The sequence below is a fragment of the Christiangramia fulva genome, assembly GCF_003024155.1.
Lineage (GTDB): Bacteria > Bacteroidota > Bacteroidia > Flavobacteriales > Flavobacteriaceae > Christiangramia > Christiangramia fulva.
Genome location: NZ_CP028136.1, coordinates 4,063,116 through 4,085,202, shown reverse-complemented (window position 1 = coordinate 4,085,202; position 22,087 = coordinate 4,063,116). Strand labels below are relative to the sequence as shown.

Here is a 22,087-nt window from a genome sequence, read left to right as displayed (position 1 = left end):
TTTAGGCTATTTCAGCCTCGAGTACTCCAACCTTGATCATACATTCTTTCATTTTTTCGTAGGTCCTCTCGATATTATTGTCCAGACCAATGGAAAAACGAATGAGTCCGTCGCTGAGTCCCATTTCTCTTTGTTCTTCTTCCGGAATTTCAGAAGAAGTAGAAGTGCCGGGAGCGCTGAATAATGTTTTATAGAAACCAAGGCTTACGGCGAGGTAGCCCAGATTTTCTTTCTGCATGAGTTCCATAAGTTCATTGGCCTTGGCCAGAGAACCAACATCTATGGTAAGCATTCCGCCAAAACCATAGTCTTCGTTCATCATTTTTTTGAAGAGTACATGTCCCGGATGAGATTTTAGCCCGGGGTAAACGGTTTTAAATCCGTCTTCCTGGAATTTTTCAGCTAAAAACTGCGCGTTATGGCTGTGTTGTTTCATGCGAATATGAAGTGTACGTAAATTCTTTAAAATGGATGCTGCCCTGAGGCTATCCATGGTCGGACCCAGAAGCATCGCTGCGCCGTCGTTCACATTCCGCAGGTCATTGATAAAATCACGGGAGCCGCAAACCACGCCGCCAACTGTATCGCTGCTGCCGTTGATGAATTTAGTAAGGCTGTGAATCACCACATCGGCGCCTAATTTTGCCGGACTTATAGATAATGGCGAAAAGGTATTATCAACCAGAAGCTGCAGCTTGTTGGTTTTAGCGATTTTTGCCAGTTCTTCAATATCGGCCACTTCAAGCAACGGATTACTTACGCTCTCACAATAGATCACTTTTGTATTTTTCTGAATTGCGGCTTCAACCACATCGGTTTTTGTAATATCCACAAAAGTGGTGGTAATACCCAGCTGAGGTGCGAAATTCTTCAGAAAGGCATAGGTACCGCCATAAATAGTGCGGCTGCAAACAATATGATCGCCGTTTTTACAAAGCTGAAGAAGGGCCGAAGTAATCGCTCCCATGCCCGAGGCGGTTACATTCGCCGTTTCGGTTCCTTCCATAGCGGCAAGGGCTTCACCCAGGTAAAGATTGGAAGGCGAGGAGTGGCGGGAATATAGATAACAACCTTCCGCATTTCCCTCAAAGGTATCGAACATGGTTTTTGCGGAAAGGAAGGTATAGGTCGATGAATCGGAAATTGAAGGATTCACTCCTCCAAATTCGCCAAAATATTGCAAATCCTGAATGCGATCTGCCGGTTTGTACTTCATGTCTTTAGTTTTAGTGACTCAAAGTTGAGAGAATGAGGAATAAAAAACAATGATCCTGATCATATTCAGATAATAAATCTATAAAAATTCAATATGTACGATCAATATTCTGTTTCAGGCAATATATTCCTATTTTTGATGAAAATTTTTTGGATGAAAATCGATGAACTGGACCGGAAGATACTGATGCACCTCCAGCAGGACAGCAAAAAGACAAATAAGGAAATTTCGAATGATCTCGGACTTTCGGTAACCGCAGTATATGAGCGTATTCGAAAACTGGAAAAGGCCGGCATCATTTCAAAATATGTAGCCGTTCTTGCTCCCGAAAAAATAGAAAAAGGCTTTATGGTGCTTTGTCAGGTAAAACTCATTCAGCATAAAAAGGATTTTCTCCACAAATTCGAAAAGGAAGTAGCGCATCTTCCGGAGGTTACCGAATGCCTTCACGTGAGCGGTGATTACGATTATATTTTAAAAGTCCTGGTAAAAGACATGGATGCATACCGCGAATTCATGGTCACCAAACTCACGAATCTCGACCATATAGGCTCGACCACGAGTATCTTCACCATTAATAAAGTCAAGGAAACGACGGTGATCAACCTCTGATTCTTAAAATTTTGGATTGTACGTAATGCTACATTGGTCATTGCCAAGAATAGTCGTACTTTTGTGTTCAATTTGTTAAAAAATCAGTAAAAAACAAGCTATTATGAGTACATATGATGTTGCAGTGATCGGTTCGGGTCCCGGAGGTTATGTGGCGGCCATTCGTTGCGCCCAGTTAGGAATGAAAACTGCAATCATTGAAAAATATTCCACTCTTGGAGGTACCTGTCTTAACGTTGGCTGTATCCCGAGTAAAGCGCTGCTCGATTCTTCTCATCATTATCACGACGCCATTGCTCATTTTGAGGAACATGGGATAGAAATTCCGGGCGAGGTAAAACTGAATCTTGAAAAAATGATGGAGCGTAAATCATCGGTGGTGAGTCAGACCTGTGATGGTGTGAAGTTCCTCATGGATAAAAATAAAATCGATGTGATTCATGGCGTAGGTTCTTTTAAAGATAAGACCCACATCAATATTGAAAAAGATGGCGAAACCCAGACGATAGAGGCGAAAAAGATCATTATCGCGACTGGATCGAAACCTGCTAATCTTCCGTTCATCGAGCTTGACAAAGAGAGAGTGATCACTTCTACTGAAGCTTTAACGCTGAAAGAAGTGCCAAAACATATGATCGTGATCGGGGGCGGAGTTATTGGTCTCGAACTCGGTCAGGTATACCGTCGGCTTGGAGCAGAAGTGACCGTTGTGGAGTTTATGGATCGCATCATTCCTACCATGGATGGAGCGCTTTCCAAAGAACTTCAGAAGGTATTGAAAAAGCAGGGGATTAAATTCCATGTGAGCACCAAGGTGAAATCGGTGGAAAGGAATGGTGATGAGATCGTGGTAAAAGCCGATGATAAAAAGGATAAAGAGATCGAACTGAAAGGAGACTACTGCCTTGTTTCTGTTGGTCGCCGACCATTTACAGATGGATTGAATGCTGAAGCAGCCGGAGTTGAGTTGGATGATAAAGGTCGAGTGAAAGTGAACGATCACCTTCAGACTTCTGCCGATAATATCTACGCGATTGGAGATGTGGTTCGCGGAGCCATGCTCGCGCATAAAGCCGAAGAAGAAGGCACCATGGTCGCCGAATTGATGGCTGGTCAAAAACCACATATAGATTATAACCTTATTCCTGGCGTGGTATATACCTGGCCTGAAGTTGCCGCGGTTGGAAAGACCGAAGAGCAGTTAAAAGAGGAAGGTGTAAAATATAAGGAAGGTAAATTCCCTATGCGCGCTTTGGGTCGGTCCCGTGCCAGCGGCGATCTCGACGGATTTGTAAAGATCCTTGCCGATGAAAAGACCGATGAGGTGCTGGGAATTCACCTGATTGGAGCCCGTATGGCCGATTTGATTGCTGAAGCGGTTACGGCTATGGAATTCAGGGCTTCTGCCGAAGATATTTCGAGAATGAGCCATGCTCACCCAACATTTGCTGAAGCGATGAAAGAAGCGGCACTTGCGGCCACTGATAACAGGGCTTTGCACGTGTAAAACCTCTCGACTGCGCTCGAGGAGACTTTCGGGTTGAAATTCAACATAAAAGGTTGTCTAAAAATTCTTATTAACGTCATTCTGAACTTGTTTCAGAATCTTAACAAATGATTTGTCTCCTCGAGCAGGCTGGGAACTGTCACCTCGAGCGCCTGCCTGCCGTGGTAGGTAGTCGAGAGGTCACCTTCTGGACGAAATAAAATTTTTAAAGACCACCTTTTGCGGGTGGTTTTTTCTTTTGAAACATAATCTAAGGTGATTTAAAAATTCCCTGTTCACTGCAAAAATTTGAATATTGTATTATAACATTCACTACATTTAACAAGTAATTCCAAATTTCAGAAATCATGGGAAAAGAAAAATCACCTTCGAAGAATTCGGCTAAAAAAGAGCCGGTATTGTCGCTAAAGGAAAAACGCGCTGCTAAAGCAGCGAAACGTAAGAACAGAAGTTAACTTATTAGTATTATAAAACTGTGAAGGCATCATGAAAATGGTGCCTTTTTGCATTCTACATTAAAAAATTGATACTTTTAGTTAAATTTCGATTATGAAGAAAATCCTTAGTTTCGCTGGCTCAAATAGCAGTACTTCCATCAATCAGCAACTTCTAGACAATATACTCGATCGGATCCAGGGCCATGAAATAACCCGCATAAAACTTACAGATTATCCTTTACCGCTGTTTGGAGTGGATCTGGAAAGGAAGCAGGGATTTCCGGAAAACCTTAAAAAAATCCATCAGCTTATCCGGGAGCATGATGCCCTTATCATTGCTGTTAATGAGCATAATGGAGGTCCGTCAGTTTTTTTTAAAAATACGATAGATTGGCTTTCACGCTTACAGCGCGATTTTCTAGAAGACAAAAAAATCCTGTTGTTTAGTACTTCGCCCGGCAAAAGAGGAGCCCGCTCTTCGCTTGAATACACTAAAAATATCTTAACTAGATTTGGAGGTGAGGTCATTGAAAGTTTCAGTTTGCCTTCTTTTAAAGACAATTTTCAGGATGGAAAGATCACCAACGAGGTTTTTGATATAGGAATTGACGATGTGCTTACTACCTTTGTGCATCAAATTGATGAGTAAGTGCGTACTTCTAGAATTTTTGAAATAAAGGACCTGACAAAATTCAAACAGCGTTTGCTGGAATGGAGCCTTCATTCCAGAGAAATTGTATGGCTGGATAGTAATGAATATCAGTCAGAAAACGGGGAATATGACGCCATTCTTGCCGTCGAGGCTTTCACCGCTTTAAAAACCGATCATTTCAACGCTTTTGATAAATTAAAGGAATACCAGGAAACTACCGGTGACTGGATCTTTGGTTACCTGAGCTACGACCTGAAAAATGATGTGGAAGACCTGAAATCGGAAAATTTTGACGGACTCCAATTTCCGGATCTTTATTTTTTTCAGCCTCAAAAACTGATCTTTTTAAAAGGAAATAAAGTCGAATTTCATTATCTAAAAATGCTTGATGATGAAATAGACACCGATTTTAACCAAATTTCTTCCACTGATGTTTCTTCCCCTGAAAAATTGCCAAATATTCAGGTAAAACCCCGGATTTCACCAGACCAGTATTTAGAAAAGGTAAACGAAATGCTTCGGCATATTCATCGCGGTGATATTTACGAGGCCAATTTCTGCCAGGAATTCTATGCCGAAAATGTTGACCTGAATGCCATTGAGATCTATCAGTCGTTAAATCAGATTTCGAAACCACCATTCGCGGCATTTCTGAAACTGGAAAATTTCAATCTTATTTCTGCCTCCCCTGAAAGATATCTGAAGAAAAAAGGAAAAGATCTTTTGTCCCAGCCCATAAAAGGAACTGCGAGGAGAAGCGATGATCCGGAAGAAGACCTTGAAATTGCCCGGGAACTGGCGTTAGATCCAAAGGAACATTCCGAAAATGTTATGATCGTAGACCTTGTGCGCAATGACCTTTCCCGTATAGCGAAAAAAGGAAGCGTAAAGGTAGATGAACTCTGCAAGGTTTATACGTTCCGGCAAGTGCATCAGCTCATTTCTTCGGTAAGGGCGAAAATCGCCGATACTATACCGCCGGTGGAAGCTCTGCGAACCAGTTTCCCAATGGGTAGTATGACCGGAGCTCCAAAAATCTCTGCAATGAAGATCATCGAGGAACTTGAGCAGACCAAACGCGGACTCTACAGCGGGGCCGTTGGTTACTTTTCTCCTGAAGGTGATTTCGATTTCAACGTGGTGATACGAAGTATCCTTTATAATTCGGAAAATAAATACCTCTCATTTTCGGTAGGTGGTGCCATTACCGCCAGGTCTAATCCAAATAAGGAATACGAAGAATGTCTACTGAAAGCAAAGGCCATGCGCGAAGTACTTTCTGCCGGTAAAAGCGAGGTTTAACAGGTTAGGCCTTCCATTTAGATAAATAGGAATGGTCTTTTTGTATCTTTGGTAAAATGATAGAAAAGGACTTTAAAAATCTTATAAAATCAAGATTTCCGTTTCTCTGTAACAATCGGTTATTGCTGGCGGTAAGTGGAGGAGTGGACAGTGTTGTGCTCGCCCATTTTTGTTATGTGGCAAAACTGGATTTTGCGCTGGCTCATTGTAATTTCAATCTGCGCGGCGAGGAAAGCGATGGAGATGAAGCTTTTGTGGTTGACCTGGCTGATTCGTTAGAAGCAGAAGTCTATACCGAAAATTTCAATACTGAAAAATACGCTGAAGAAAAGGGAATTTCCATTCAAATGGCTGCCCGCGACCTTCGTTATGACTGGTTTGAACAGCTTCGTCAAACCCTTAAATTTGATTTTATTCTTACCGCGCATCACGCGAATGATAACCTGGAAACCTTTTTGATCAATCTTATAAGGGGAACGGGACCCGAAGGTTTAACTGGTATCAAAACCGAAAACCAGAAAATTATCAGGCCACTACTTCCTTTTTCAAGGAAAGAAATCGAAGGATACGCGCGAGCTCATAAATTGAAATGGCGTGAAGACAGCAGCAATGCTTCTGATAAATATATGCGCAACAAGATCAGGCAGCAAATCGTGCCGGTTATGGAGGAGATCAATCCTCAACTGCTGGATTCATTTGCCAAAACCCAGCGGCACCTTCGGGAAAGCTTTGAGCTTGTTGAAGACTACATCAGTCTTCTCTATCCTAAAGTGGTGCAAAAGAATGAATTTGGGTATGAACTCGACGTGGAGTTTCTGAAAAAAGTTCCAAACCCCAAACAGATACTTTACCAGCTTTTAAAATCTTTCGGCTTTACCGAGTGGAATGATGTTTATGGACTTCTGACGGCACAGTCGGGAAAAGTTGTGTACTCCGAAACGCATCGGCTTATCAGGGATCGGCAAAAATTATTACTAACGGAAAATAGAAACCGCCCCGGAAAATTTGAATATGTTGTAAATGAAGGCGAAAACTTCATGATGATACCTCCGGGAACTTTTTGCATAACAGAAACCAATGCACTGGGAAGAACTTCAAAGAACTGTATATATGTACCTAAAAGAAAACTGCAGTTTCCGGTGGTCATTAGAAAATGGAAAAAAGGAGATTATTTCTATCCCTTCGGAATGAAAGGCAGGAAGAAGATCAGCCGTTTTTTTAAAGATGAAAAATTTTCTTTGCCCGAAAAGGAAAATACCTGGCTAATGTGTTCCGGTGAAGAGATCGTTTGGGTAATAGGGCATCGGGCTGATGGTCGATTTGCAGTCGAAGAAGGTGATGAAAAGATATTCAAGATTTGCATCACCTGAAAAATGGCATAAATACTGATATTTTCAGAAAATTCCTTTCCTGGTTTAGAGGCTACTTTTTATCTTTAGGCGCTTAAAAAAAAGACCCTGAATGAAATTTATTAAATACCCTCTGCTTGCAATACTAATTTTCTTTGTTGCAAACCCCGTTCTTTCCCAAACAGAATCTGAATACGATGTTAAGGAGCATTATACAAAAATGGAAGTGGATATTCCCATGCGAGACGGCATAAAGCTTCACACCACCATCTATTCACCAAAAGATAAGACTCAAAAATATCCCATTTTGATGCAGCGAACGCCTTACAGTTCGCGGCCTTATGGCGAGGGGCAGTTTCGTTCAAAGATCGGCCCTAATGAAATTCTGATGAAACAGGGGAATATCATCGTCTACCAGGATGTTCGCGGCAGGTGGATGAGCGAAGGTCAATACGACAATATGAGACCTTATATTCCTAATAAAAAAGAAAAACAAACCGATGAAGCGAGCGATACTTATGATACTGTAGACTGGCTGGTAAAAAATGTACCTAACAATAATGGCAATGTGGGAACCTGGGGAATTTCGTATCCTGGTTTTTATGCAACTTATTCCCTGCTAAGCGGTCATCCGGCTTTGAAAGCGGTTTCTCCGCAGGCGAGTATCAGCGATTTCTTTTTTGACGATTTTCATCATAATGGCGCTTATTTGCTCAGTTACTGGCGAGCCACCGCCCTTTTTGGATACCAGAAAACGAAGCCGGTAGATACCGCCTGGTATGATCTTCCAGAATTGGGAACCAAAGATCAGTATCAATTCTTTCTGGAACATGAGCCTTTAAGCACCCTTGATCAGTATTATAAAGAAGATAATGAATTCTGGCAGCAGCTAAAGAATCATCCAAATTATGATGAATTCTGGCAATCTCGCGGGATCGTTCAGTATATGAAAGGTATCAAGCCGGCAGTGATGATCGTAGGCGGTCTTTTTGATGCGGAAGACCTTTACGGTCCTTTCAATATTTATAAGAGCATTGAGAAAAACAGTGACAATTATAATATCCTGGTTTATGGTCCCTGGAGTCATGGTGACTGGGCGAGAAATACCAAAAGACAGTCGGTTGGGAATGTGTATTTTGGCGATAATATTTCAGCCGATTTTCAGAAAAATAAAGAGACGGTTTTTTTCAATCATTTCTTAAAAGGCAAAGAAAAACTCGGCCTTCCGGAAGCTTCCATTTATGACACCGGCCTTCGCCAGTGGAACGAATATGAACAATGGCCGCCAAAAAATGCCGTAGACACTACTTTTTACCTGGGAGCGCACCAGGAATTCACTACTACGGCTACCAATCATACCGAAACTTTTGTGAGTGATCCCGAGAAACCGATTTCATATAACGATGAGATCAAAGTTGTTTTCACCCCAAGGGAATACATGACCGGGGATCAGCGATTTGCTGCAAGAAGGCCCGATGTGGTAGTTTATGAAACCGATGTTTTGAAGGAAGATATGAAAATGGTAGGGCCCATCCAGGCAAAACTAAAGGTGGCTACCACCGGAACAGCTGCCGACTGGGTGGTAAAGGTCATAGACGTATACCCGCCAGATGCTGAAAATTATGAGGAAACACAGCCACACCTGAACATGAGCAATTATTATATGATGGTAAGGAGTGAGGTCATGCGAGGCAGGTTCAGAAACTCTTTTTCAAATCCGGAACCTTTTACTCCTAATAAAAAGACGGAAGTAGATTTAACTTTACAGGGAATAAATCATACCTTTAAAAAAGGACATAAGCTACAGATCCAGATCCAGAGCACCTGGTTTCCGCTCATAGATCTTAATCCTCAAACTTATGTAGACAATATCTTCAAGGCTAACGAGGAAGATTTTAAGAAGCAAACGCATACTATCTATGGAGATTCGGCTATTGAATTCTCCTTATTGAAAGAATAAAAATTGACCTGTCGTGAAAAAAGTGGAAGCATCAGATCTTAAAATTATCGAACTCGAGAATTCGAGAAAAAGTCGTTTGCAGATCCTCAATTTTGGAGCGACAATTTTCAGTTTCAAAATAAAGAATAATAAAGGGAAACTTACCGATGTTATAGTCGGTCCACAGGAACCTTCAGATTATATAAGCAGCGAATACCGTGAGGAAAATAAATGTTTTGGTGCGACTGTAGGGCGTTTTGCAGGGAGAATAGCAAACGGAAAGTTCAAGATTGGGGAGGAAGAGTATGATCTTTATGAAGAATATGAAGGTGCCCATTTGCACGGTGGTCATTTTGGCTTTCAATACAGGTTATGGAATATTGAAAATGTTGAAAAAGGAGAGAATCCTTCTGTAAAACTTTCCTATATAAGTCAAAATCTGGAAGAAGGCTATCCGGGAACCCTAAGAGTTGAAGCGACCTATACGCTAACCGAAAAAAACGAGATCAAAATTTCTTATTTCGCAAAAACCGATAAAACTACCATTGTAAATATTACAAACCACAGCTACTGGAATTTGAACGGTGGAGGAAGTGTGAGTGATCATTTCATGAAAGTGAAGGCCTCGAAGATCCTTGAACTGGACGAAATAAATTTGCCCACGGGAAACCTCACCAAATTAAAAGATCATCCTAAAGATTACAGGGAAAGTCGGCTGCTGGGAAATCGCGAACTTGATGATGTTTATATCCTTGATGTGATGGAGAATGAGGTACAGGCGCAATTATTTTCTCCCTTAAGCGGAATAAAACTGCGGGTGAGGAGCAATCAGCCCGTTATGGTAATTTATTCGCCCGAAACTTTACCGCAAAAATGGACCTATTTGAGCAGAATAGATTCCAAATATCCGGCGGTGGCACTGGAGGCGCAAAATTATCCCGATGCCCCTAATTTCAGGAATTTTCCGTCCAGTTTATTGCAGCCGGGGGAGGAATATAAGAATGAGATCACCTTTTCATTCAGTGTAAAATAGTTGATATAAATTTTTATCGATTTATTAACTTTTGGGAATATAGTTCTATATTTAGAAAAATTTAAGATAATATTATGATGCAAATAATCTGTTGCATAACTTCCGCTCAAATTTATTTCTAACAACTAACTAACTAACGAACAACCTTAAACAGATCTTTTATGGAGTTTGAATTACTGGACCTGATAGTTTTCATTGCCTATGCATTGCTAATTATAGGAATTGGACTTTGGGTATCCCGAGGAAAAGGAGAAACCTCTGAAGATTATTTTCTTGCAAGTAAATCTCTGCCCTGGTGGGCCATTGGTGCTTCACTTATTGCCGCGAATATTTCGGCAGAACAATTCATTGGAATGTCAGGTTCGGGTTTTGCACTCGGTTTGGCCATTGCTTCGTATGAATGGATGGCTGCTCTTACCCTGATCATCGTGGGAAAATTTTTCCTTCCGATCTTTATTGAAAAGAAGCTTTATACCATTCCTGAATTTATTGAAGTTAGGTATAGCAAGAATTTGAAAACGATCCTGGCAGTTTTCTGGATCTGTTTGTTCATTTTCGTTAACCTTACCTCTGTGCTTTACCTGGGAGCCACAGCTTTAGATACCATAATTGGTACCGGTGACGGCTCTATTTTTATGGAAAGTATTATTGGGCTGGCACTTTTTGCCGCCGCATATTCCCTTTACGGCGGACTTTCAGCAGTTGCATGGACAGATGTGGTTCAGGTCGTGCTGCTCGTAGCGGGTGGACTTATCACCACTTTTATCGCTTTAGAACATGTATCACCCGATGGAAATATTTTCCATGGAATGGCAACCATCTATGAGCAGGTTCCTGCAAAATTCTCTATGATCCTTGATAAAGGTGAAATTATTACTCCTAATGGGAAAGATGCCTGGTGGGATCTTCCCGGACTTGCCGTTCTTGTAGGCGGAATGTGGGTTGCTAACCTTTATTACTGGGGCTTTAACCAGTATATCATTCAGCGTACCCTGGCTGCGAAAAGTTTAAGAGAATCCCAAAAAGGGATCGTGCTGGCCGGATTTCTTAAATTATTAATACCTCTTATTACTGTAATTCCCGGGATTATCGCTTTTGTATTAAACACCGATGCCGGAGGAAATATCGTCCAGGGAGTTACCGATCCTTCATTTTTCACCGCAAGCGGAAATGTGATTAACGATAACGCTGCTCCATGGCTGATCAAGCAATTTATACCTGCCGGTTTAAAAGGTCTTGTTCTTGCCGCACTTGCTGCCGCGATTGTTTCGTCACTGGCTTCTATGCTTAACTCAACGGCTACGATTTTTACAATGGATATTTACAAGCCTTTCTTTCAGAAAAAGAAAAATGAACAGCAACTTGTAAATGTTGGCCGGATTACAGCGAGTATCGCTCTAGTTATTGCCATTATTCTGGCGCCACAATTGAAAAGCCTGGGTCAGGTATTTCAATATATACAGGAATATACCGGTGTGGTAAGTCCGGGGATCCTTGCGGTCTTTATATTAGGTCTTTTCTGGAGAAAAACCACAAACAGAGCTGCAATTTGGGGTGTTCTGGTATCTATCCCGATCGCGCTTTACTTTAAAGTTGGACCTAACGGATGGATCGATTCTCCGTTTTTCGTTACCTGGCCTTTTATGCACCAGATGATGGCAACCTGGATCCTTACTATGATAATAATGGTGATCATCAGTTACGCTGAAACAGGTGGAACAATTCAGGAGAAATCAATCAAACTTACAAAAGGCTTATTCAAAACGGGCCCTGTATTCAATATTTGTAGTTTCGCGATAATTCTTATCCTCACAATGTTATACGCCCTATTCTGGTAAAAATTTGAAACTGAAACATAAAAAATCCCAAAACTCGCGGTTTTGGGATTTTTTTATGCTTTTTTAAACTTTCCTTGTAGAATCACGGTGAATAATGGTTGTTTTTAATTTGTAATCCATAAACTCATCCGGTAATTTATTTTCGATCCTGTCAATAGCGGTTTCAAGAGCCAGTTTGCCCTGTTCCTCTTCCTGCTGATCGATGACGCTTAGAGAAGGCCGAAAATTTTCTCCCATTACTCCGTTTGTAAATCCAATTACCGAAATATCTTCAGGAATACGGAAGCCTGCATTAAGGATACATTTGGTAACCTGAACTGCAGAGAGCTCATCAGAAGCGAGAATGCCGTCAATTTTTTCTTCCTGAAGTAGTTTCAGGAACTTCTGGTGTGGAAACTTATCATGGGTAAACTCAATAATGCGGTTTTTCATTTTCTGCCTTTTTGCGGCTTCCATATAACCGTCTCTGCGCTGGTCGTCCACACTGGTGAAAGGAATTCCTGTCGCGTAAGCCACTTTACGACACCCTGTTGATATAAGTTCCATAGTTGCCTGTTCTGCCTGCAGGGAATCGTTGATACTCACTTTGTCACATGGAATTCCTGCAAGAACACGATCAAAGAGAACCAGGGGTACATTATATTCTTTTAGATCCAGGAGGTGCTGGATCTGCTTTTTCGCCTGCGTCTCCTGAGAAATCGACATCACTATTCCGTCAACACTACCGGAAATGAGGGTTTCAATACTTTCTTTTTCTTTTTTTAAAGACTCATTGGAGATACAAATGATAAGCCTGTATCCCATTTCTGTAGCTTTAGCTTCCATCCCGTATAAAGCCTTGGCAAAAAAATGGGGAAGTATATCGGGAATGATCACTCCTATGGTTCGCGTTTGCATGGATTTAAGGTTGCGGCCCAGAGAACTAGGAATATAATGCCTTAGTTGTGCGGCTTCCTTTATTCTTTCGCGAGTCCTGGGGCTAATCTCGGGACTGTCATTTAAAGCCTTTGAGACTGTACTTATGGAAACATTGAGTTGTTTCGCCAGTTCCTTAAGAGTCACCTTTTGTTCCATTTACCGGTTTTTATTGCCTAAGATAATGAAATTCAGGAAGTTCGTTCAGCATTTTCGCAGCCTGCTCAGCAGTAATATCCCGCTGAGGCCCTGCAAACATTTCATAACCCACCATAAATTTCTTTACCGTTGCCGAACGGAGCAGCGGCGGATAAAAACTCATGTGAAAATGCCATTCCGGATGATCCTTTCCATCAGTCGGTGCCTGATGAATTCCTGAAGAATATGGGAAGGAGGTTTTGAAAAGATTGTCGTACTTGGTGGTTAGTTTTTTTAAAATTTCGGCATAAGCTTTTTCCTCCGATTCATTTAACTCACCAATATGCTGAAGATGTCTTTTAGGAATGATCATAGCTTCAAATGGCCATACCGCCCAAAACGGAATAAGAGCCACGAAATGCTCATTTTCTTCCAGTATTCTTTCATCTGCTTCCAATTCCTGCTCAAGATAATCGGCGAGTATGCTGCGCTGGTTAGCTTCCCAATATTCTTTGAATTTTGCTGATTTTTTCAGAATTTCTGTTGGAATAGATTTCTGAGACCAGATTTGTCCGTGCGGGTGCGGATTACTACAGCCCATCATGGCGCCTTTGTTCTCAAAAATCTGAACATAATTGATAAAATCATGGGAACTGAGTTCCTGAAATTCCTTTTTCCAGGTTTTGATGACTTCGGTAATATCTTCAACTTCCATCAGCGGAAGAGTAAGCGAATGATCCGGGGAAAAACAAACTACCTTGCAAATACCTCTTTCAGATTCGGCTGTTAACAAACCTTCCTTATAATCAAATTCTTCAATGTCGGGCAAAAGCGAGGAGAAGTCGTTAACAAAAGTGTAGGGTCTTTTATAATTCGGATTTTTCTCCCCGCCAGCCCTTTCATTGCCCGGGCAAAGATAGCATCCGGGATCATAAGTTGCTTTTTGAGGCGCTTTGCTTTCTTCAGTCTTTCCCTGCCACGGCCGTTTGGTGCGATGTGGAGAAACAAGGATCCATTCACCGGTTAGAATATTATACCTTCGATGCGATTGATTATCTAATTTTTCTTTCATGGTTTTGCTTCCTTTACAACAGTGGTTCCGGCATCAGGCAATACTTTGATCACATCGGGATCAATACCATATTTTTCTTTATAGGCCCGGCTCAATTCGGTTGAATAATGATCTATATGTTCATTTTCGATAAGATTAATGGTGCATCCTCCAAAACCGCCGCCCATCATTCGGGAGCCATAGATATAATTTTTATCCCTCGAGAAATCAACCATAAAATCCAGTTCTTTACAACTTACCTCGTACTGGTGCTGAAGACCTTCGTGAGATTGATACATCAGTCTTCCAAATTGTTTAAGATCTTCTTCTTTTAGGGCCTTAGTCGCTTCAATAACCCGTTCATTTTCTTCGATCACGTAAAGGCTGCGCCGGTATATCTTTTCGTCCAGTTGTTTTTTATAATTTTCTAAAGTTTTATGATCGACATCCCGAAGGCTTTTAACTTCCGGATGATCTTTTTGAATAATAGATACAGCTTTTTCGCATTCAGCTCTTCGGGTATTGTATTCGCTGTCTGCGAGGCTGTGCGAAACTTTGGTGTTCAGTAAAAGAAGGCTGCAATTTTTAAAATCAGCATGAATATATTCTGAATGCAGATCCCGGCAATCGAGAAGTATAAGGTTACCGCTTTTGCTCATTACCGAAGCATACTGGTCCATGATCCCGCAATTGTTGCCCACAAATTCATTTTCGGCTTTCTGAGATAGTTTTACAATATCAAGTTTGGAAAGCCCCAGGTTGAATAATTCATTAAGTCCGGCCGCGAGTCCGCATTCCAGGGCAGCCGATGAACTGATTCCTGCTCCAACCGGAAGTTCGCTTTTCAGGATACAATCAAAACCCCCGGGAGTTTTCCCCATTTTTTTCAGTTGCTCTAAGACGCCGAGAATATAATTTTCCCAGCCTGCCTGTTTTTCAAAAACTTCATCTATTCTGAATTCAAAACCTTTTCCGAAAGTTTCACTAAAAATACGACAGAAATTTTCGGTATTATTCGGCCTGAATTGGAATTTGATCTTTTTATCAATGGCTGAGGGAAGCACAAAACCTTCATTATAATCGGTGTGTTCGCCAATGAGGTTAATACGTCCCGGCGAATGAACACTCAGGCTCGCATTAAAATTGGCAAAATCTTCGGGTTTCTTTTGAAAGGTTCTGATATGCTTCAATGTGTTGCTTTTTCGTTTTAATAATAACAAATATATAATAAACGTAAAAATTACGCTAAAAATTTATTTTATAAAAATTTTAAATGGTTATATTTAATCAAAATTTAAGGAATGATGGCTTCAGCCCGCACAGATCTTTATCAGATTAAAGAAAAAATGTATGTGGCGACCGATTGTATTATCTTCGGTTTTGACTCTGGAAAATTGAAATTATTACTCTTCCGAAGAAGGGTGGAACCTTTGCGCGGAGAGTGGTCGCTGATTGGAAGTTTTGTAAGGCTCGATGAAGATATAGATGTGGCAGGACATAGAGTTTTAAAGGAGATTACAGGCCTCGACAAGGTTTTTATGCAGCAGCTAAAAACTTACGGTAAGAAAGACAGGGATCCAGGATACCGGTGTATTTCTGTTGCTCAATATGCCCTAATCAGAATTGAAGAGCATGATGAGCAACTGGTTGAAGAACATGGTGCCCACTGGTTTGAAATTGATGATTTGCCCGAGCTGATTCTCGATCATCGCCAGATGGTGGATGATGTGCTGGCGCAAATTCGGCAGAATGCGCGTTACCGGCCTATTGGTTTTGAATTATTGCCGGAGAAATTTACCATCCCGCAGTTACAGCTTCTTTACGAGGCTATTTATCAGAAAAAGCTGGATTCGCGTAATTTCAGAAAAAAGGTTTTATCACTAAATGTCCTGGAAAAGCTGGATGAAAAAGACCGGAGCGGAAGCAAGCGCGGAGCTTTTCTTTATAAATTTAACTATAAGAATTACCAGCAATTGATGGATTCGGGATACAATTTCGAGATTGTATAGCATCTTTAGTGCTTCCCGAATTTTTTCATCTTATATAACTGTCTATTTTACGTTTATTAGTATTTTTAAGAAAATTAATCACAATGGCTCATAAGATCAACAGAAGAAATGCCCTAAAAAATATCGGACTGGGAGTGGGTTTTATCGGACTCTCCAGTATTTCCCCAATTTTAGCTTCGGAAAAAATTGAGAAACCTGCCTTTTCCGGAAAGATCAGGCATTCCGTTTGTCGCTGGCCCTATGGAGATATCCCGTTAAAGGAATTTGCCCAGGCCTGCAGAAAAATGGGAATTACAGGTATGGATCTTTTAAAACCTTCAGAATGGGATACCGTTGAAAAAGAAGGCCTGGTCTGCTCGATGGCCACCGATGATTTTGCGAGTATCGCCCACGGTTTCAATAATCCCGATAACCACGCGCGGCTTCAGGAAGCTTATCGCGGACTCATAGACAAAGCCTCTGCTCATAATATTAAAAATGTGATCTGTTTTTCTGGAAATCGGAACGGCATGGATGAGGAAACCGGCATCGTAAACTGCATCAAAGGTCTGACTCCCTTGCTCGACTATGCCGATAAAAAGAACGTGACCATGGTGATGGAGCTTCTCAACAGCAAAGTAGATCATAAAGATTATATGTGCGACCATACCGATTGGGGAGTGGCCCTGGCGAAAAGGCTCGACCGTCCTAATTTTAAATTACTCTACGATATTTACCATATGCAGATCATGGAAGGAGATGTGATTCGAACCATTCGTGATAATCATGAGTATCTCGCCCATTACCATACCGGCGGCGTACCTGGCCGGAATGAGATCGATGATACCCAGGAACTTTATTATCCCGCGATCATGAGAGCGATTCATGATACCGGTTTTGAAGGTTTTGTAGCGCAGGAGTTTATTCCCACCTGGGATGATAAACTCGCTGCCCTGAAACAGGGAATTGAGATCTGTGATATTTAAAAATTTAATGTAATATACCCAATGAAAAACCCCTTATTTCATTCCTTAATTAAAATAGCAAACCCACAATAATGGTAAAAAAGACTCTCTTACTGGCTGTTATATTCCTTGTCTTTGGCCAATCATTCGGTCAGTCATACTCTCTCGATGCACGTGTGGCTAGCCTTAAAGTTCAATCAGCACACCTCGAAATGGAAGGTGAAAATATCCAAGGAGAAACGATTGGTATTAACAACCAATACTTAACCATGGACGGGGAGCCGACCATTCTTATAACCGGGGAATTTCATTTTTCACGCTATCCAAATGAGCATTGGAAGGAGGCCATTCAGAAAATGAAAGCAGGTGGCATCGACGTAATTGCTACTTATGTTTTTTGGAACATGCATGAAGAACAGGAAGGGGTGTTCAGCTGGGAAGGTGACAACAATCTTCGCCAGTTTATTCAATTATGTGCTGCAAATGATATGAAGGTCATCCTCAGGGTGGGACCCTTTTGTCATGGTGAAATCAGGAACGGCGGACTTCCTGACTGGTTGCTCGGCAAGATGCTCACAATCCGTTCCAACGACCCGGAATATTTGAAATATGTCGATCGTCTGTACCACCAAATCGGTATTCAGGTGAAGGGTCTTTTGTTCAAGGACGGCGGACCTATTTTCGCCATTCAGTTGGAAAATGAATATCAGCATTCGGCATCACCCTGGGGTTTGACTTATCCCGCTCAGCCCTTTGATTTTACGGCTGCTGAACGAGATCGTCAGCTTACTCAGGAGGGGGTTAGCATTTCGAAGGAAGAAAATCCATATGCGGAGCTGGGAAATCAGCATATGTCCGTACTCAAGTCGCTCGCACAAAAAAACGGACTAAATGCTCCGATATACACGGCCACCGGTTGGGGGAACGCCGCCGTAATAAAGAATGAAACACTCCCTGTTCAGGCCGCTTATCCCTATCCGGGATGGGCACCGGCTGAGCCCTCCGATTTTTACTTGTACAAGAACTTGCAGAAAAATCCGGATTACGGCCCAGTGCGCTACAATCCGGAGGATTACCCATACATCGCTGCGGAAATCGGCGGTGGGATTGAAGGGACCTATACACGCCGTCCTGTCGTACCGGCCAAAAGTCTCGAGGCTCTAATTAACAGATTTCTGGGAAGTGGGGCCAACGGCATTGGTTACTATATGTACCATGGCGGTATCACCCCAAAGGGAGACGAATTCTATTTTAATGATGAAGCTTACGGCTATCCTAAAATGGAGTACGATTTTCAGGCGCCGCTTTCGGCCTATGGAAAGCCCCGGGAGTCGTTCTACCGGTTGAAAACGTTGCATTACTTTATTCACAGTTTTGGTGAGATGATAGCCCCAATGGTACTGCCGATCGACCCACCTTCAGGGAACCCTTATAAACCTGAGAAAGTCCGCTACTCCGTTCGTTCCAACGGTGATGAGGCATTCTTGTTTTTGAATAATTTTCAAGACCATAAGCAACGAAAAGACCTGGAAAACCTGCAGTTTAATATCCATTTGAATGACGGGCGAATACAGATACCTGAGTCGGGCGGTATAAGTCTGAATAAGGATGAGAATGCCATTTTGCCTGTCAATCTGCAACTGGGAAATGTTCGTTTGAATTATGCCACGGCCCAACTCCTTACCAAAGGCCAAAATCGGGATGGTGAATTTTACGTATTTTTTGCCCCCGAGGGCGTGCAGCCGGAATTTTCCATTGCTGCTTCCGAAGAAAAAATTGTGAAAGCCCCCAACTGCATGATCGATAAAAGTTCGCAGCGGGTACTGATCAAACCTGATAAATTACCTGCAGAAATAAGCATTCAGTCCAAAACGGAAACCCTGCATTTCCTAGTCATTGACAAAGCCACTGCGCTCAACTGCTGGAAAGTGAAAAATGCTGGCGATGACTTTATGATCATCACCGATGCCATGGTTTTGGATAAAAACGGCCAATTTGATCTCATTTCCAAGGATAAGAACAACATCAACATTCAGGAGTATCCGGCAAAAGGAGAACTGAAGGCGAGTAAGGGAAACTTGACCAGGCTTTCGAACCCCGGCGATTTGTTGGCCAGTTACAAGCTCGAGCTAAAAGCCATTCCAATTGATTTTCCTGTGGAATACAAGGGCAATAAAATGTCCATCGATCTGTCCTCAGGCATGCCTCATGGACCGGATGATATTATCTGTCGCGTTCACTATACCGGTGATACGGGGCAGGGATTCCTCAATGGGAAGTTAGTGATCGACGACTTCTATAAAGGCATTCCCTGGGAGATTGGCCTACGCGATTACCTCAATCAGCCAAGTCCTGGCAAACTGGTATTCTATTTTAGGCCGATGTACAAAAATGCCTCATTTTTGCAGGACCTGGATCCGGCGAAAATCCCGGAATTTGACGAGAGGGGGCAATTTCTGAAGATCGGTACTCCGGAATTCTTTCCGGAGTACAAAGTCTCCTTGACTTTCTAAGGCCAAAGAAATGAATCTCCAAAGCTCGTGCATCACTTCATTTTTCTCTTGCTTATTTTTATAAAGGAAGAAGGGCTTGATCCAATATGTTTTGTGAAGATCCGGGTGAAATAATAAGGATCGTTGTAGCCTAAGATATAGGCAACTTCTTTAATTTTTAGGGATTGGTTGGTAAGCAGACGTATGGCTTCCTGCATTTTTACATTAATGAAATATTCTAGGGGCGAGGAGCCGGTTTGGTTTTTGAAAATCATCGAAAAATGGGATTCAGATAAATTTACGTGTTTTGCAAAGTCTGAAATTCTGAGATTTTTGCAGATGTTTTTCTGCATGAACAGAATACATTGATCTACTGGGTTAGAACTTCTGTATCCTTTCACCATCCTATAGGTTTCCACAAAGAAAAAGGAGGCAAGGAGATTGTTTAGGGATAAATTTGCGTAGTTCAGATTCTGGATTGAAAATCCGGATTCCAGAGTAGTTAAAAGTTCATTGAACAGATTGATACGGTCATTAATTCTTGCCTCTGCGTTTGGGTCAATTGACCTCAATTTACTAAAGAATTCTTTGAATAGAAAGCTATGTAAACCGCCAAAATGTATCCAGTAAATTGACCAGGGAATGCGTGAGGAAGCCCAGTATTTATGTGGTTCATATGCTGGGATGATGAAATATTCATTGGGTTTTAATTGCTGAACGCCATTTGAAGTACTAATAGATCCGGCACCCTCGATACAATAAATTAAGATATTTTCGCTTACTCCGTTTTTTCGTTTTCTGTAGTGGTTTCGCGCATGCGGATAAAAACCAATATCACTGATATAAAGCCCACGAATCAGCGGATTTTTTTTGATCATGCTAAGTTGCCTTTTGGTCATGACCACGCTTCGTGCCCCATAAAAGCTATCTGTCTTTCCATCTATGGGCTCTGTTGAGTCTAAATCTTTCTTCAAAATAAAAATTTTTATATTTTTCCTTCCTATCATCGATTCGTCCATTAACAGGAGGTTATTGAATCTTTGTTTACTATTTTTTATTAATTCATTATTCTTGAATAACCTCAATGTTCTACTCATTAGGTGTTTTTTTTACCAATATTAATCTAAGAGGAATATTTTTCATAAAGTTAGAAGAATAATCATATTGTCCATCTAATCACAGAAAAATCTATTTCAATAAAGATTACTAATTTTTTTCTTTACCACAGGTTCAAACCGCCTGCAGTAAATTAACAGCAATGAAAAAACTAAACATAAAGTACATTTTCGCTATTTCCATGGTTTCTGCCCTGGGAGGTTTGTTATTTGGATACGATTGGGTGGTAATTGGCGGCGCTAAACCTTTTTACGAGAAGTTCTTCGACATCGCAAATTCACCTAATTTACAAGGGTGGGCTATGAGTAGCGCGTTGCTCGGTTGTTTATTGGGTGCCATTATTTCCGGGATGTTTTCTGACCGCTACGGAAGAAAGAAACTTCTGTTATTTGCCGCCTTTCTTTTTACGCTGTCGGCCATTGGTACAGGGGCTTCAAATCAATACAACATATTTATTATTTACCGGATCTTGGGAGGTATCGGCATTGGCTTGGCCTCGAACTTATCACCCATGTACATTGCCGAAGTGGCACCAGCCGCTGTTCGGGGCAAGTTTGTTTCGCTCAATCAATTGACAATTGTCATCGGTATTCTGCTGGCACAATTGGCAAACTGGCAAATTGCTGAGCCTGTTGCTCCTGGTGCAACTGACAGTCAGGTCTTGGCTTCATGGAACGGTCAAACTGCCTGGCGCTGGATGTTTTGGGCTGAAACAATTCCTGCTGCTTTGTTCTTCTTGCTGATGTTTTTTGTTCCGGAAAGTCCCCGTTGGTTGGCGAAAAATGGAAAAGAAAGGAAGGCTGAACGAATTCTGACCCGCATTGGTGGATCTGATTATGCGCATGTAGAATATGCCAGTATTCGGCAAACGCTTCGAAACGAAACCGGTAAAGTAAATTATCGACAACTGTTTGAGCCAGGCATCAAAAAAGTGTTGCTTATCGGGATCGTAATCGCGGCATTTCAGCAATGGTGTGGGATTAATGTTATTTTTAACTATGCCGAGGAGGTATTTGAGGCTGCCGGCTATGGGGTTTCAGACATTCTATTTAATATCGTGGTCACCGGTAGTGTGAATTTGGTTTTTACTTTCGTGGCAATTTATACCGTTGACAAACTGGGACGACGTGCACTAATGTTACTTGGAGCAGGCAGCTTGGCCGGAATTTATGTTTTGATGGGCGCTGCTTATTTTTTCCATATCTCCGGTTGGATTCTTCTTATTTTGGTTGTGTTAGCTATTGCGTGTTACGCCATGTCGCTCGCCCCGGTTACCTGGGTGGTGCTTTCAGAAATTTTCCCTAACCGCATCCGGGGCGCGGCAATGGCTGTTGCCACTGTTTCGCTTTGGCTGGCAAGTTTTCTATTGACTTATACATTCCCGTTACTGAATTACACATTTGGGGCGTCAGGCACTTTCTGGCTTTATGGACTGATCTGCTTAGGTGGGCTCATCTTCATATTCAAAAAATTGCCTGAAACCAAAGGAAAATCTTTGGAGGAGATAGAACATGAAATTGTAAACTAACTAAAATGA

At 41.7% G+C, this 22,087-nt stretch carries 17 protein-coding genes; 12 read left to right on the top strand and 5 right to left on the bottom strand.

Going from position 1 to position 22,087, the window contains the following annotated elements:
- Position 1 precedes the first annotated feature (1 nt).
- Positions 2-1,216 carry an aminotransferase class I/II-fold pyridoxal phosphate-dependent enzyme gene (locus C7S20_RS18125; RefSeq protein ID WP_107013777.1) on the bottom strand — a complete coding sequence of 405 codons (1,215 nt, stop codon included), beginning with the start codon at positions 1,214-1,216 and terminating at the stop codon, positions 2-4.
- A gap of 153 nt (positions 1,217-1,369) precedes the next feature.
- Here C7S20_RS18125 and C7S20_RS18120 point away from each other — a divergent pair, with 153 nt between their 5' ends.
- From C7S20_RS18120 to C7S20_RS18085, 8 genes are all read left to right on the top strand, one after another.
- On the top strand, positions 1,370-1,828 hold the full coding sequence (locus C7S20_RS18120) for an Lrp/AsnC family transcriptional regulator (protein WP_107014322.1): 459 nt from the start codon (positions 1,370-1,372) through the stop codon (positions 1,826-1,828).
- A 103-nt stretch (positions 1,829-1,931) separates the two neighbouring features.
- The gene (gene lpdA, locus C7S20_RS18115; protein WP_107013776.1) at positions 1,932-3,335 is read left to right on the top strand and encodes a dihydrolipoyl dehydrogenase; all 1,404 of its coding nucleotides are present in this window, start codon (positions 1,932-1,934) and stop codon (positions 3,333-3,335) included.
- Between the two features lie 549 nt (positions 3,336-3,884).
- Entirely contained in the window at positions 3,885-4,421 is a 537-nt protein-coding gene (locus C7S20_RS18110) for an NADPH-dependent FMN reductase (RefSeq protein ID WP_107013775.1), read from the top strand.
- Entirely contained in the window at positions 4,422-5,726 is a 1,305-nt protein-coding gene (gene pabB / locus C7S20_RS18105) for an aminodeoxychorismate synthase component I (protein ID WP_107013774.1), read from the top strand.
- Positions 5,727-5,782: 56 nt separating this feature from the next.
- Positions 5,783-7,096, top strand: coding sequence for a tRNA lysidine(34) synthetase TilS (tilS, locus tag C7S20_RS18100; protein WP_193510779.1), 1,314 nt, complete (start codon positions 5,783-5,785; stop codon positions 7,094-7,096).
- A gap of 91 nt (positions 7,097-7,187) precedes the next feature.
- A complete protein-coding gene (locus C7S20_RS18095; RefSeq protein ID WP_107013773.1) occupies positions 7,188-9,035 on the top strand; it encodes a CocE/NonD family hydrolase in 1,848 nt (615 codons plus the stop codon).
- Positions 9,036-9,048: 13 nt separating this feature from the next.
- Complete coding sequence (locus C7S20_RS18090) at positions 9,049-10,047, top strand: aldose epimerase family protein (RefSeq protein WP_107013772.1); 999 nt, start codon at positions 9,049-9,051, stop codon at positions 10,045-10,047.
- A 161-nt stretch (positions 10,048-10,208) separates the two neighbouring features.
- A complete protein-coding gene (locus C7S20_RS18085) occupies positions 10,209-11,885 on the top strand; it encodes a sodium/sugar symporter (RefSeq protein ID WP_107013771.1) in 1,677 nt (558 codons plus the stop codon).
- Positions 11,886-11,948: 63 nt separating this feature from the next.
- Here C7S20_RS18085 and C7S20_RS18080 read toward each other — a convergent pair whose 3' ends face one another.
- From C7S20_RS18080 to galK, 3 genes are read right to left on the bottom strand one after another with little or no spacing between them, the layout of a single operon-like run.
- Positions 11,949-12,959: a LacI family DNA-binding transcriptional regulator gene (locus tag C7S20_RS18080; protein WP_107013770.1), complete on the bottom strand. Its 1,011-nt coding sequence runs from the start codon at positions 12,957-12,959 to the stop codon at positions 11,949-11,951.
- Between the two features lie 10 nt (positions 12,960-12,969).
- Positions 12,970-14,010, bottom strand: coding sequence for a UDP-glucose--hexose-1-phosphate uridylyltransferase (locus C7S20_RS18075; RefSeq protein WP_107013769.1), 1,041 nt, complete (start codon positions 14,008-14,010; stop codon positions 12,970-12,972).
- Complete coding sequence (gene galK / locus C7S20_RS18070; RefSeq protein WP_107013768.1) at positions 14,007-15,179, bottom strand: galactokinase; 1,173 nt, start codon at positions 15,177-15,179, stop codon at positions 14,007-14,009. Before galK ends, C7S20_RS18075 begins: the two co-directional genes overlap by 4 nt.
- 114 nt (positions 15,180-15,293) lie before the next feature.
- Here galK and C7S20_RS18065 point away from each other — a divergent pair, with 114 nt between their 5' ends.
- The 3 genes from C7S20_RS18065 (at position 15,294) to C7S20_RS18055 (ending at position 19,455) form a co-directional block, all read left to right on the top strand.
- Positions 15,294-15,998, top strand: coding sequence for an NUDIX hydrolase (locus tag C7S20_RS18065; RefSeq protein WP_107014320.1), 705 nt, complete (start codon positions 15,294-15,296; stop codon positions 15,996-15,998).
- Between the two features lie 83 nt (positions 15,999-16,081).
- The gene (locus tag C7S20_RS18060; RefSeq protein ID WP_107013767.1) at positions 16,082-16,963 is read left to right on the top strand and encodes a hydroxypyruvate isomerase family protein; all 882 of its coding nucleotides are present in this window, start codon (positions 16,082-16,084) and stop codon (positions 16,961-16,963) included.
- A 71-nt stretch (positions 16,964-17,034) separates the two neighbouring features.
- Complete coding sequence (locus C7S20_RS18055) at positions 17,035-19,455, top strand: beta-galactosidase (RefSeq protein WP_107013766.1); 2,421 nt, start codon at positions 17,035-17,037, stop codon at positions 19,453-19,455.
- A gap of 32 nt (positions 19,456-19,487) precedes the next feature.
- Here the strand turns inward: C7S20_RS18055 and C7S20_RS18050 are convergent, their stop codons facing one another.
- Entirely contained in the window at positions 19,488-20,408 is a 921-nt protein-coding gene (locus C7S20_RS18050) for an AraC family transcriptional regulator (protein WP_159039977.1), read from the bottom strand.
- Between the two features lie 284 nt (positions 20,409-20,692).
- Between C7S20_RS18050 and C7S20_RS18045 the strand changes: the two genes are divergently transcribed.
- Positions 20,693-22,078 carry a sugar porter family MFS transporter gene (locus C7S20_RS18045; RefSeq protein ID WP_107013764.1) on the top strand — a complete coding sequence of 462 codons (1,386 nt, stop codon included), beginning with the start codon at positions 20,693-20,695 and terminating at the stop codon, positions 22,076-22,078.
- Positions 22,079-22,087 lie beyond the last annotated feature (9 nt).

What these genes read in the sequence shown, in the direction of transcription:
- C7S20_RS18080 (WP_107013770.1), bottom strand. Translation starts at nt 12,959, where the DNA reads ATGGAACAAAAGGTGACTCTTAAGGAACTGGCGAAACAACTCAATGTT.
- C7S20_RS18055 (WP_107013766.1), top strand. Translation starts at nt 17,035, where the DNA reads ATGGTAAAAAAGACTCTCTTACTGGCTGTTATATTCCTTGTCTTTGGC.
- C7S20_RS18060 (WP_107013767.1), top strand. Translation starts at nt 16,082, where the DNA reads ATGGCTCATAAGATCAACAGAAGAAATGCCCTAAAAAATATCGGACTG.
- C7S20_RS18095 (WP_107013773.1), top strand. Translation starts at nt 7,188, where the DNA reads ATGAAATTTATTAAATACCCTCTGCTTGCAATACTAATTTTCTTTGTT.
- C7S20_RS18120 (WP_107014322.1), top strand. Translation starts at nt 1,370, where the DNA reads ATGAAAATCGATGAACTGGACCGGAAGATACTGATGCACCTCCAGCAG.
- C7S20_RS18065 (WP_107014320.1), top strand. Translation starts at nt 15,294, where the DNA reads ATGGCTTCAGCCCGCACAGATCTTTATCAGATTAAAGAAAAAATGTAT.
- C7S20_RS18045 (WP_107013764.1), top strand. Translation starts at nt 20,693, where the DNA reads ATGAAAAAACTAAACATAAAGTACATTTTCGCTATTTCCATGGTTTCT.
- tilS (WP_193510779.1), top strand. Translation starts at nt 5,783, where the DNA reads ATGATAGAAAAGGACTTTAAAAATCTTATAAAATCAAGATTTCCGTTT.
- C7S20_RS18075 (WP_107013769.1), bottom strand. Translation starts at nt 14,010, where the DNA reads ATGAAAGAAAAATTAGATAATCAATCGCATCGAAGGTATAATATTCTA.
- C7S20_RS18110 (WP_107013775.1), top strand. Translation starts at nt 3,885, where the DNA reads ATGAAGAAAATCCTTAGTTTCGCTGGCTCAAATAGCAGTACTTCCATC.
- C7S20_RS18085 (WP_107013771.1), top strand. Translation starts at nt 10,209, where the DNA reads ATGGAGTTTGAATTACTGGACCTGATAGTTTTCATTGCCTATGCATTG.
- lpdA (WP_107013776.1), top strand. Translation starts at nt 1,932, where the DNA reads ATGAGTACATATGATGTTGCAGTGATCGGTTCGGGTCCCGGAGGTTAT.
- C7S20_RS18125 (WP_107013777.1), bottom strand. Translation starts at nt 1,216, where the DNA reads ATGAAGTACAAACCGGCAGATCGCATTCAGGATTTGCAATATTTTGGC.